The sequence below is a fragment of the Streptomyces sp. NPDC003027 genome (assembly GCF_053591435.1).
In genome coordinates this window covers 21,834-33,490 of the sequence record NZ_JBSFTU010000059.1, presented here as the reverse complement: position 1 = coordinate 33,490, position 11,657 = coordinate 21,834, and the positions used below count along the sequence as shown (strand labels likewise).

The 11,657-nt window shown below is 71.5% G+C and carries 9 protein-coding genes; 1 reads left to right on the top strand and 8 read right to left on the bottom strand.

The features are described 5' to 3' along the window. Positions 1–90 precede the first annotated feature (90 nt). From ACWDX6_RS28440 to ACWDX6_RS28405, 8 genes are all read right to left on the bottom strand, one after another. Positions 91–336 (bottom strand): Trm112 family protein, encoded by a 246-nt coding sequence (locus ACWDX6_RS28440; protein ID WP_451487740.1) that lies wholly within the window; start codon positions 334–336, stop codon positions 91–93. After that, the gene (locus tag ACWDX6_RS28435; protein WP_451487739.1) at positions 333–1,238 is read right to left on the bottom strand and encodes a DMT family transporter; all 906 of its coding nucleotides are present in this window, start codon (positions 1,236–1,238) and stop codon (positions 333–335) included. The genes ACWDX6_RS28440 and ACWDX6_RS28435 overlap by 4 nt, the downstream gene beginning before the upstream one ends. Before the next feature lie 3 nt (positions 1,239–1,241). Beyond that, positions 1,242–2,036, bottom strand: coding sequence for a class I SAM-dependent methyltransferase (locus ACWDX6_RS28430; RefSeq protein ID WP_451487738.1), 795 nt, complete (start codon positions 2,034–2,036; stop codon positions 1,242–1,244). Continuing rightward, the gene (locus ACWDX6_RS28425) at positions 2,033–3,631 is read right to left on the bottom strand and encodes a condensation protein (RefSeq protein ID WP_451487737.1); all 1,599 of its coding nucleotides are present in this window, start codon (positions 3,629–3,631) and stop codon (positions 2,033–2,035) included. The genes ACWDX6_RS28430 and ACWDX6_RS28425 overlap by 4 nt, the downstream gene beginning before the upstream one ends. After that, on the bottom strand, positions 3,628–7,926 hold the full coding sequence (locus ACWDX6_RS28420; protein ID WP_451487736.1) for an alpha-(1->3)-arabinofuranosyltransferase domain-containing protein: 4,299 nt from the start codon (positions 7,924–7,926) through the stop codon (positions 3,628–3,630). The genes ACWDX6_RS28425 and ACWDX6_RS28420 overlap by 4 nt, the downstream gene beginning before the upstream one ends. A gap of 22 nt (positions 7,927–7,948) precedes the next feature. Continuing rightward, positions 7,949–8,698: a class I SAM-dependent methyltransferase gene (locus tag ACWDX6_RS28415; RefSeq protein WP_451487735.1), complete on the bottom strand. Its 750-nt coding sequence runs from the start codon at positions 8,696–8,698 to the stop codon at positions 7,949–7,951. Next, positions 8,691–9,917, bottom strand: a complete 1,227-nt coding sequence (locus ACWDX6_RS28410; protein WP_451487734.1) for a glycosyltransferase family 4 protein — start codon at positions 9,915–9,917, stop codon at positions 8,691–8,693. The genes ACWDX6_RS28415 and ACWDX6_RS28410 overlap by 8 nt, the downstream gene beginning before the upstream one ends. A 317-nt stretch (positions 9,918–10,234) precedes the next feature. After that, positions 10,235–11,188: a DUF3068 domain-containing protein gene (locus tag ACWDX6_RS28405; protein ID WP_451487733.1), complete on the bottom strand. Its 954-nt coding sequence runs from the start codon at positions 11,186–11,188 to the stop codon at positions 10,235–10,237. Between the two features lie 237 nt (positions 11,189–11,425). Between ACWDX6_RS28405 and ACWDX6_RS28400 the strand changes: the two genes are divergently transcribed. After that, positions 11,426–11,608 (top strand): hypothetical protein, encoded by a 183-nt coding sequence (locus ACWDX6_RS28400; RefSeq protein WP_451487732.1) that lies wholly within the window; start codon positions 11,426–11,428, stop codon positions 11,606–11,608. Positions 11,609–11,657: the final 49 nt, after the last annotated feature.

The following is an 11,657-nucleotide window of genomic DNA, read 5'->3' as shown; positions in this document are numbered from 1 at the left end:
AGCCCGTTGGGCATCAGTGATCGACAACGGCGGAATCTTCGGACCCGGACGACTCATACCCAACCAACGCCGAATCTCCGACTCAGGTCACTAGGCGCGGTCCCCGTCTGCGGAGTCGAACAGTACGGCGGAGACGTCGTGCTCGTTCTCGACGGCACGTTCCTCCTCGACGGCCTGCACTCCGGAGGAAGGAAGCAGCTGAGGAATGCCATCGACGATCGGATAGCGACGACGCAGGCGCGGGTTGTAGAGCGCGCCCCCGCTCTCGTCGAGGATCAGCGGCCCCTTGTCGAGCGGGCAGGCGAGGATCTTCAGCAGCGGGTTGTCAGGCTTCATGACCGGATTCCTTCGGAAGTGGGGGTGTCCGCGTCATGTCGCGGCAGGGTGAGCAGAACCGTCAGTGCGAGCGCGATGCCGCCGAGACGCAGTAACAGCCGCAACGAGTCATCGGGCAGCGGCTCGTCGAACGCGATCGTGCCGCTCACGATGGTGAACACACAGGTCACCGTCGAGCACACCGGGACGATCAGCGAGGCCCGGCAACGCTGGAGCGCGGTCTGCGACAGCACCAGACCACTGATTCCCGTCAGCAGGAGGAGGTACGGATACGGGGAGGAGACCAGGGCGGGCACACTGCCCAGGAGGTCCGACGTGTCCAGATACCCGGAGACGCCCTTGATGGCGAGCGAGCTGACGCCGTAGATCAGACCGACCGCGACCGCGTAGGCCACTCCTGTGGTCGGCTGCCGATGGCGCCGACGGGCGCGCCGCTCCGCGGCCGTGTAGAGCGCCAGACCGGCCGCGAGGGTCGGCACGCACAGTGCCAGCAGGGTACCCACGGGCGCGCTGCGGCTGATCTCCTCGCTGGACTCGTACAGCGAGGCCACCACCATCACCAGCGCCAGACCGATGACAGCCACCGCACGCCGCTCACGGCCGGAGGGGCGCTCACCGAGCACCACCGACGAGAGCACCAGCAGGAGGACCAGCCCGGACAGGAACAATCCCTGGGCGGCGGCGATCGGCAGTGTGCGGTAGACAGCCAGCTGCGCGGCGAACCCCAGGGCCAGCGCCACGGCCCCGCAGATCCACAAGGGCCTGCAGGCCAGCAGGATCAGGGCCCGGCCCGGCTGTGCGGCGCTCAGCGGCGGCATGCCTGCCAGCGCCCGCTTCTCCAGGACGAAGCCGGTGCTGTACAGGACGTTCGCCACCAGCGCGGCGGTCACACCCCACACCACGGGCTACACCTTTCTGGCATGCACGAGGAGGATGGAAGCGAGGGACGGCAGCCCACAGGCCAAGCGGTCCAGCGGGCGGAGCGGGCGCGGCACTCCGTGGAACGGCGCACCGGCGACCGTCACCACCTCGAACCCGGACGCCGCCACGAACTCACGCAGCGCGCGCGCCGTGTACAGCCTGAGATGGCCCACCACCTCCTTGCCCGGTCTGCCGTGGATGCGGCGCAGACTCACCTCGGAGAACACCGGCTGGACCCCGGCGAGCAGCAGGGCGCGGTTGTACCAGGCGCCGAGGTTCGGCGTCGACAGCATCAGATGCCCACCCGGTCGCAGCACCCTGCGCAGTTCGTCGAGGGCACTGTCGGGGTCGACAAGGTGCTCGACGACCTCGCTGAACAGCACGGCGTCGGCGCTGCCGGAGGCGAACGGCAGCCCGCTGCCGGTCAGCTCGCCGCGGACGACCTGGCTCAGGCGCGGCGCCGCCCGGCGCAGCGCGTCCTGCGACCAGTCGAGCCCCACGATGCGGTGCCCGTCCAGGACGCGGGTGGCGGTCGCGCCCGCCGAGCCGTCCCCGCAGCCCACGTCGAGCACGGTCGCGGCCGGGCGGCCGGGTCCGACGGGGCCGAGCGCATCGGCCAGCATCCGGGCCTGGCGCAGGGTACGGGCTTCCCCGGAGGCGACGGGAACGGTGGGGTTCTCGTAGAAGTCCCGAAGCCCGGGAACCGGCCGGCCCGGCGAAGTCACCGCCGCCTCGGGCGACTTCCCGGTTGCTGCGGAGCCGCTGGCGGAGAGAGTCATGACGGCCTCTTGTGGTGGTCCTGGGCGGAGCGGGCTCCACCTGGTGTGGGGTCGGGATGCTGCGTGTCACGGTGGTACGGGCCGCCCGGGCCCGGTGCGTGATCCCGGGCCGGTGTCGCCTCGGCGTCCGCGGCGGTGGCGTCCACCTCCCCGGTCGCGGCTCCCGGCCCCGCCCCCGGAGCATTCGCCCCGTCAGAGGTGAGAGACGTCGTCGACAGCGACGCCGCGAACAAGCCCACCAGGTCCGCACCGGCCGCGTCATCGAGCAGCGCCCGCGACCAGCGCAGCGTCACATGCAGTCGCCCGCCGGTGGAAGCCGCGGCCACGCTCAGCCCGCGCGGCATCCGCGCCGGTGCGGAGAACCACACGGCCGTCGCCCGTCCGGCGTCGCCGAAGTCCAGCGGGTACGGCACGCGTCCGATGTTGGTGACCAGTGCCGTCGACATCCAGGGCGCCGCCACCCGCCGGGCGCCACGGGCGAGCACGCCCCGGATGCCGACCGGCAGCAGCGGTGCGGTGAGCAGACTCGCCCCGGCACCCAGGGGGGCGCCCTGGGCCGACTTCAGTGCGTGGGTGCGCCGAGCAGTGGTGCGCAGCAACCGGGCCACGGCTGCCGGGTCCGGCCGCTCACCGAGCAGCAGGTCCGTGTCGTGCGGGTCCTCGGGGGTCATGGCCACCTCGACGAGCCGGGTTCCGTTGCCCATCGGCATCTCCGTGCCGCGCGGCCGGTCGTCGACGGGCATCGTGATCCGTACCGAACCGGCCGGCCGGCCTTGCGCGACGTTCCAGCGGGTCACCATCAGTGATGTGGCGACCAGCAATTGGTCGTTGACGGTCCAGGGCGCGTGGCCTCCGTCCCGCGTCACACGCCGCGGAACGGGCAGGTCCGTCTGCAGCATGCCGTTGCCCACGGCGCGGGCGCGTACCGGCCCGGGGCGGGAGTCCGGCGCGACGCGTACGGGGCGCGTACGTACGGCGCGGCCTGTCCCGCTCGGAGCGGGGCCCGGGCGCCCCGGCCGGACCCGCCCGGTGACCGGGACGGGGTCCACTCCTCCGTACTGTTCCGCGGTCGTGGCGAGGAGCCGCAGCCCCGACGGCGCGTCCAGGGCGGTGTGATGCATCGTCAGCAGGAGCACGGTCCCGGTCTGCGAAGCCTCGCCCGCCGACGGCTCCGGGGCGCCCGTTCCCGCGTCCATCTCGACGACTTCCAGGCGCAGGGGCGGCGACAGGGTGAGCGGCGGGCATGCGCTGAGCGCGCGGGCCCGGGCAGCGGCCAACGCGTCGGGGCCCCGCCCCGCGAGGCCCACCGGGTCGCTGTCCGGTTCGCCGGTCAGCTCCCACGCGAAGGACCGCCGGTGCCGACGGCCGGGCACTTCCCGCACCAGCACCCTGGAGTGCGTCAGCAGCGCCCGCCGGAACGCGGCCCGCAGCCGTGCCGGGTCCAGTCGTCCGGGCAGATGTACCTCGATGTGCACGCTCTCCGGTTCGTCGTCACTGAGGCAGTGCCGCGACACCTCGTCGACGGTCGGAAAGGGGATCCGGACTCCGCCGGGAGGGGTGTCGGTCCCCCCGGCGGGGGGCCGGGGCGCGATCACGAGGGGCCACCGCCTTCCGGCCGCCGAAGGGGCGGCTCCGGCCGGTGCCCGTCGCCGGTTCCGCGCGGCTTGGCCGTGACCACCGGTCCGGCTTCCGGCGCATCGGAATCGCCGTCCTCGCCCCCGTCGTCACGCCCGCGCCCGTCGCCACGCCCACGGGCGGCGACGGACGCCGGCCTCACCGCGGTCACCAGGGCGGAGGCCAGGGCCACCAGCGCGAGCACCTGGGCGAAGCCGCTGAACGCGCCCTGCCCGGTGGCGACCGGCTCCCCGGCGCCGAGGGCCGCGACAAGGCCCGCTCCCGCCATCGCCGCCGCCGCGGTCGGCACCAGCACGGCCGGCCGGAACCGTGCCGCCAGGGCGAGTACGGGCACGACCAGGGCCAGCGGCCCCGCCGCCACCGCGACGACTGCGGTCAGCGCGAGGGTTCCGAGCAGCATCCCCGGCGCCGGCGGCTCGGGCAGCTCCTCGTCGGTCCCCCCGTCTCCGCGTCGGCGGCCCACGAAGGCCAGGGCGGCCAGGGCGACGAGGGCGAACGCACCGCCGATCAGGGCTGCCCGGTACGACCCCGAGGGCTCGAACTCCATGGTCACCGTGCCGGACGCCCCGGCCGGAATCACCCAGGCCTGCTGCCAGCCGTCGAGGCGCACCGGCTCCAGCTCCGTGCCGTCCAGGGTGGCCTTCCAACCGTCGTTGGCGTTCTCGTAGGTCCGCAGGTACGTCGCCTCGCCCGAGCCGGCCGACACCGAAACGGTCCGGCTGTCGTCGGTCCACCGGGTGACGGTGGCCTCGCGACCCGCCGCTCCCTCCAGTTCCTGCGGAGTGCCCCGGGTCAGCGTGACGTCGGTGATCACCAGCGGCCCCGCGTCACCCGCCTCCACCTCGTGATCGCCGGGCGGAAGTTCCAGGGTGCCGTCCTTCTCCTCCCCCGCGCAGAGGGCGACGGTGACGGGGCGCCGCTCGGTGAGGTCCCGGACGAGTCCGGAGGCCTTCGTCTTGTGCAGGACACCGCCCACAGCGAGGTCCGGGCCCTCACCGCACGGCAGCGAGAAGCGCGCGGTCGGCTTCGCCCGCGGCACTCGCAGATCGGCCAGTGCGGGAACGTGCACCTCGCTCAGCCCGACCGGCAGCTGCAACCCCGCGTTCGCCACCGGATTGTGGACGGTGAGCGGGGCGACCCTGCTGATGGTGATGTCGAGCCGGTTCGTCTCGATCTGCGGGAAGCGGACCCGCCCGTTCTCGTCGACGTCGGCCACCGCGGCGCCGTGCGGGGAGCTGATCATCACCTGCTCGGGCCGGGTGGACACCCCGCCCGCCGGCGCGAGGATGACCTCGTCGATCTTCTTCTTCCGGGGCCAGCTCAGGTGGATGACGGGCCGGTCGCCCGCGATCCAGGCGGTGGTGAGGTCACCGTCGACCAGGTTGCGGGCGCTGAGTGACGTGCCGTTGCGGCTGATGGAGTCCACGCCGGCCGTCACCCGGTCCTTCGGCCCGGGGGCCGAGCGGTCGAGCAGTTCGTCGAGCGCGCCGCCGGGCACGGCGACGGCTCGCGCCGACACCCGGTACTCGCCCGGTTCGCGGGTGCTGAACCGCCGGTGCAGTCCCACCTCGGCCGATACGGGTGACAGGCCGCCCGCGTCGGTGCCGCGGTGCAGGGAGTACACGCTCGCCGCCGCGTCGGTGTGTTCCGCGTCGGCAGGCAGCACCAGCATGCGCGTCACCTGCACGTCCGGGATCGACACCTCGGCGAATCCGGCCCCGGAGAGGCCCGGGCGCGCCTGTTGCGCGGCAACGATGGTGATCTTCATCCAGGAGGCCTCGCCCGAGGGAGCCTTGACGGTCTGCGGCAGGCCGTTCGTCTGCAGGGGGCTGTCGGCCGAACCGCGGTCGGTCTCGATCCGCACCTGGGTGGGCGCCGCGCGCATCGAGTCGCCCGGCAGGGGCGTCAGCTGGAGGGAGGCCGGGATGTCGGTCGGCCGGGAGAACTCCGCTCTGAGCCACTGTCCGGCCGGCTCGCCCGGGCTGCCCTCGGCCCACGCGGTGTCCGGGTTGCCGTCGAAGGCGTTCACCGGGTCGTACTGCGGCAGGTGGAACAGCCAATTGCCACTGCTGGAAGCGGTCACGGCACGGGCGCCGCGCAGCACCGCCGTCGTCTGGTGTTCGGTGCCCTCCGACGGCAGGATCTGCTTGGGCTTCTCGCCCGGGTTCTGCAGGCTGCCGGAGTGATTGCGCTCGTCCGCGGTGTACGTGTACGAGGTGTTGTTGTTGACCAGGCCGAACCGGGTGTCGGCTCGACGCAGCCCGTCCGCGACCGCCTTCACCGGCGGGACGACGCCCTGGGGAAGACCGTCCCCCGCCAGTACGGCCGGCCGCTCGGCCATCGAGGGGTCGGCGGACAGCTGGAGCAGCGCCTCGGGTCCGCCACTGACCACGGCGGTGTCGGCCACGGCCGAGACGCCGACCCGGTCGGGCCTCCCGTCGCGGTCCTGCGGCTGATAGATCTCCACGGCCTGGAGCCGCGGGTAGAGCCCCTGCACCTGGAGCGGGGTGTCGGCGGCGATGCGTCCGCCGGTCACCAGCGGTCCGAACCCGGTGATCTTGCGGTAGCCGGACGATTCCAGGGTCCGCTTCACCGTCTGCGGCGGGACATAGCCGATCTGGTCGGGGTCGAGGTCGTTGCGGACGACCACCTCGTGCATGCCGGCCCGTGCCAGGTAGGCCTGGAGGCCCGGAACCTCGGAGCCCGACAGGAGCGCCTGCTCGACCGCGTCCGTCATACGGCGTGCTCCGGGAGTACCGAAGGGGACGAAGTCACGCTGCGCCCAGGGGGTCTCGGCCAGTACGTCGAACGGCTGGTCGATGGGGGATCCCCAGGTGTAGATGCCGTGCGCCGTCGCCGGTACGACCAGTGCCCGGCTGTTCGGGGCGTTGTCCTTGAGCCAGTCGGCGGCCTTCTCCCAATGGGTGGGCAGTTTGGTGAACGCCCCGGGCTGCAGGATCGAGCCGTTGGCGTACGGAAGCGCCAGACCGGGCAGTACCAGCACCGCCGTGGCAGCGGGCACCCAGCGGCGACCGCGAAGTGCGCGAGACCCCCTGCTCCCGGACAGCACGGCTGTCAGATGGGCCAGTCCGAGGGCGAGCGCGAGGGCCAGTCCCGGCTGGAACTTGTAGATGTTGCGGAACGGCTTCAGTGGCCCGTCCAACCAGTCCTGGACGGCACCGTGGAACGGACCGCCGAAGGCTCCGCCGTACCCGGCGAGCGCGATCAGGACGACGGCCAGGACGGTCAGCATCAGCCAGCGGCGCTCCGGCAGGTCCCGCCGGGCCAGGCCCGCCAGCCCCAGCGCCGCGGCGAACGCCGAACCGAGAACGGTGACGACGGAGGTCGCGACGGTCCAGCCGGCCGGCAGCCATGCCTCACCGAAGTTCAGATAGGCCACCCAGTTGCCGGCGCCGCGCAGCATTTCGGTCGCGGACATGGTGGCGGTGGTGGTGTCGGCCTGCTCCACGTACGGCATGAAGTTCTCGCCGTGCATGCCGAGCAGGAGCAGCGGGACCACCCACCACACCGTGGCCAGCACGACGCCCGGTATCCACCAGCCCAGCAGCGCCCGTCGACGCCGGCCGGGAGGGCGGCTGAGCAGGTACAGACCCACGGGCAGCAGCGCTGCCAGTGTCGAGGCGGCGTTCACACCGCCCATGAAGGGGATCAGCAGGGCCGAACGTGCGGCGGCCGTCCGGGGGCTCGACTTCGCGGAGGTCAGCGGCAGCAGCACCCAGGGCAGCACGGCACCGGGCAGCGCGGCGGCGGAGGTCGATCCGATGACGATCGTGAAGGTGGGCCACAGTGCGTAGACGACCGCACCGACGGCCCGGGACGCGGGCGTCCCCACGCCCAGCCGTTCGGCGAGCCTGAGCGCGCCCCAGAAGGCAGCGGTCACGATGATCGACAGCCAGAGCCGTTCGGCCATCCACACCGGCACCTGCAGCATGTCCATGAGCGCGTAGTAGGGCAGTGCCGGGAAGGCGTAGCCGATGTACTGGTTGGCTATGCCGCCGAGGCCCACGTTGCCGTTCCACAGCGAACCGAGGTCGCCGATGAAGCGCCAGGGGTCGAGGGCGACGCCGAGTTTGGTCTCGAACGTCATCTTCCCCGGTGACACCGCGAGGAACGACACCAGGACGACGGCCCAGAAGCCGAACAGCAGGCGTCGTCCGCGCGGATCACCGAACGCCTCCGACGGCTTCGGGCCGGGCTGCGGCACCCGCGTGGGTGCCTGGATCGTAGTGGTCATGACCGTTCCTCGCTTCGCATGCTCATGGGCTTCGCCTGAGAATCAGCAGCAGATTCCAGGTGGCGATCTCGCGGAGTCCCGGCACCCGGGTGATCGTGCTCGCGAGGAATGGCCAGTAACGGGAGCGCGCCGTGACGACCTGCACATCGCCGCGGCCGCGGACGTGCCGAAGGGTGGGACCGATATGGACGGGGAAGAGGTTCTCGCCGAGCGTGTGCTTGGCCTCCCGGCCGGTGCGCCGTTCGTAGCGTTCGCGGGCACGGTCGGCCCCGAGGTAGTGCCACGGCGCGGTCTCGTGGCCTCCCCAGGGGGAGAGCCAGTTGGTGAACGACAGGTAGATCAGTCCGCCGGGGCGGGTGACTCGCGCCATCTCGCTGATGAACGTCTGCGGGTCCGACACGTGCTCCAGCACATTGGACGAGAAGCACACGTCCGCCGCCCCGTCGGCGAGCGGCAGCAGATATCCGTCGGCGAGCACCGCGTCCTCGGTGACCGGACCGCCGGCGTTGAGCTCCCGCAGGTCGGGCTCGAAGAGGTAGCTCTGCGCACCACGGCGGCGGAACTCCTTGGTGAAGTGGCCGCTGCCGCCGCCGATGTCGACGACGATTTTGCCGGACAGGTCGATATGACGTGCCACCTGTGCGACCGAGTCGCGGGCCAACAGGGTGTAGCACCGTTCGGGATCGCTGGGTTCGCGCATGAACGCCCGGAAGAGAGCGGCCGATCGCCTCAGCGACGGATCCTTGAATCCGCGTTCGGTGATCTCAGCCATGGCCGCGCCCGCCGCGTTCCTGGACGGCGGCGCGGGCCACCGCCTCGGCGGCGACCTCCTGGAACTGGCGGACCGTCGCGCTCCAGCGGAAGCGCTCGGCGCGCTGCGCGGCGGCACGTCCCATGGACGCGCGCCGTTCGGTGCTGAGGGACAAGGTGCACCACGCGGCGGCGAACGAACTCTCGCCCCGGGCGAGCATCCCGGTCTCCCCGTCCTCGACGGAGTCGCACAGGCCGGGTATGTCGAAACCGATCGCGGGGGTGGCCCGGGCGGCCGCCTCGGTGACGACCAGCCCCCAGCCCTCGACGAGGGAAGGGTGCAGCAGCAGCCACGCCTCGCACATCAGCCGGTGCTTCTCGGCCTCCGACACCCGGCCGGCGAACGTCACGGCGGGGCCGGCCATGGCTTCAAGGCGTGCCCGTTCGGGACCGTCGCCCACGATGACGAGTCGGCCACCGGTGACGGGGCGGACCCGCTCCCACAATCTGAGGAGCAGGTCGATGCGTTTGTACTCCACCAGCCGGCCGACGGCCAGGAACAGCGGCTCCTTCGCCTCGGGCAGCAGGGGGCCGGGCTCTTCGACACCGTTGTTGACGATCCGGATGCGGTCCGCGGCCACGCCGATGCCGCGCAGCTCGGAGGCGGTCGACTCCGAGACGGCCACCATCAGGTTGTCGCGGTGCGTTCCTGCCAGTGCCCAGTGCTCCAGCCTGCGTCCGAGCCGTGCCGCCGGGCCCGGGTAACGCATCTGCCAAAGATCGGTATGCACGTGGTTGACCAGGCACAACGTCGGTCCCCGGTGCCACAGCGGCGCCAGGTACGGCATGCCGTTGCACACCTCGACCAGCAGGTCGCAGTCGCCGACCTCCCGGGCGAAGGTCGCCCTGGCGCGCAGGAAGTGGCCTGCGTCGCCTCCCGCGGAGACCACCCGGTAGTCGCGCGGGGCGGCCGGTCCGCCGCACACGAGCGTCACCTCGTGGCCGCCGGCGGTCAGACCGTCGGCTATCCGGTCGATGAGCAGTTCCGAGCCACCGGCGGCCCGGTTGGCCAAGTCACGGCGGGCGAGAAAGGTGATCCTGCGCGGCAGAGGTGCGTCGGGGGATGCGAGGTGCGGGTCAGGGGCAGGCGAGTCGGCGACGTGGCTGCCGGTGCGGGCTTGGGCGGGGACGGAGAAGGAGTCCTTCTGGCCGAGGGCCAGGGCGGACGGGCGCTGGGGCATAGAGGTGCTCCAACTCGGGGCTGCGAGAGGCAGGCGGGTGGGGTTGCCGGGCTTCCGGGGATGAAGCGCTGGGCTGGCTCGGTCTGCGGGTGCTGCGGGTGCTGCGGGTATAGGCGGCGCGGGTGCTGCGGTGCCGGAGCGGACCTGGACATGCGGTCGTCCTGTCCGCACCGGGACGGTGGGACTCCCTTGGGTGAGAGCTGGTTCCACCGGGAAACACTGTCTTACTGAGGGGTAACGTCAGTGTTCGGTCAAGCGATTCATTCCGGCTACTCACGGCGGTGACAAATTTGGGCCGTTCGAAGAGCCGTGTTTCATCACTCTTCTGAGTGTCCCGGCCGTCGGCCCCGGACCAGCAGCACCGTGCCCGCAGCGACCAGCAGACCGCCCGCGATCCCGCCCGCCAGAGGCGCGGTCTCACCGAGCAGCTCCAGTCGGCCGCTGTCCTCGGAGGCCAGCTTCACCTGCTCGCGCCGGGTCGCGTCGGTGAATTCCAGCCGCTCGCTGGACAGCAGGGTGACCGCGTCCTTCCGTGAACCCGGGGCCCGCAGCGTCTTCGTCGGAGCGATCAGCGCGTTCATGATCCGTCCCGTTCGCGGGTCCACGGTCAGCTCGATCCTCGCGTTGGAGTACCACTCCTCGGCCAGCACCTGGCCCGGCTCCGAACTGCCGACCAGCACGCCGGGGACCAGACGGGTGCCCGTCGCGGTGGCCTTGACGGCGCCGACGAAGCGGTAGCCCTCGTGCCCGTCGATCCTGGTGACCTCGTCGAACTCCAGCGGCACGGTGGCACCCAGACTGCTGTCCCACCAGGCGTAGGTGCGCTTCTCGACGTCGAACGGGAACTTCAGGTAGGCCTCGCCCTCGAACGCGGGCTTCTCCTCGCAGCAGTGCACCGGAAGGTTCGTCCGGCGGTCGGTCACCCAGCGTTCGGTGGCCCACTGCAGGGACTTCCGCGGGTCGGCCAGCGGCAGCGTCTTCGGCGTGTCGATCTGGGTCGACACGTCCCAGATCGCGTTTCCGGTGCGCTCACTGCCGGCGACGTCCCCCAGCACCCGGCGGGTGATCGTTATCGTCTGGTCGTCCACCGTGGAAACGGACCCGGTGTCGAAGTAGCTGCCCTGACCTTCGAAGACCGTCGTGGAGACCGTATCGGTCGGCGTGCGTTTGGCGCGCGGCTCCACGTACCAGGCCAGCAGTTGGGTGAGCACCAGCAGAAAGACACCAGCACCCAGCAGAATCAGGGACAAAGGTGATATTGAACGACGCATGCGGGTACTCCGATACGAACGCGAGATGCGGGAGTTCAGGGCGGTGCGGGACGGGCCGCGCGCACGGATCACAGCCTGTCCGGGTCGATGAGCGACTTACCCGGTGGTAACACTGCTGTGAACGGCGAAGCTAGGTGGAGCTTGACCACCTGTCAATGCGCCTCGCATACTGACCGCGCCGGACCGGGCCGGCGCGCTGGGTGACAGACCTCATCGACTGAGAGGCCGATCATCCTCATGTCCAGACTCTTCGCCGCCCTCCTGACCTGCGTCGCCGCTGCCGCTCTGGCCACAGGCGCCGCCTTCGGAATCGTCGCCGCTCTCGACGCCACACCCGAGCAGCAGAACGTGCCGCTCGTCACATTCCCCGACCCGCCCGCCCACGGGCCCTCCAGCACACCTGGCCCCGGCGCGGGCTAGTTTGGCCTGTGCAGGCCGGCTGACCGAGCTCATGAAGACCGGACATCCA